Here is a 243-nt window from a genome sequence, read left to right on the forward strand (position 1 = left end):
CGGTCAGACCGCGTAGCTCCCAGTCGGAGAACGGAAAGCTCGACTGAATGTCCACGGCAGAGCCCGCAGTGCTATCGAACAGATACATGTCGCGATAGAACAGCTTGAGCGTGCTGGTGTCAATCAGACTCGGGTCTGCTGGGAGAATACCGGTCATCATGTACTGGTAGTTCGACGACCAGAAGCCATTGACCGACATCGAGGGACCCCCTCCTATGCTGCCCATACTGCCACCCATACCCG

General features: G+C 57.2%; 1 protein-coding gene. It reads right to left on the bottom strand.

The genetic code is table 11. The annotated features are described in order from the left end of the window. Nucleotides 1-199: hypothetical protein (locus AC1RO3_RS09385; protein WP_481764151.1), on the bottom strand; the 199-nt coding region annotated here is incomplete at its 3' end. Nucleotides 200-243: the final 44 nt, after the last annotated feature.

It is taken from the genome of Dellaglioa sp. CoH-57-MRSF-19, assembly GCF_056781975.1.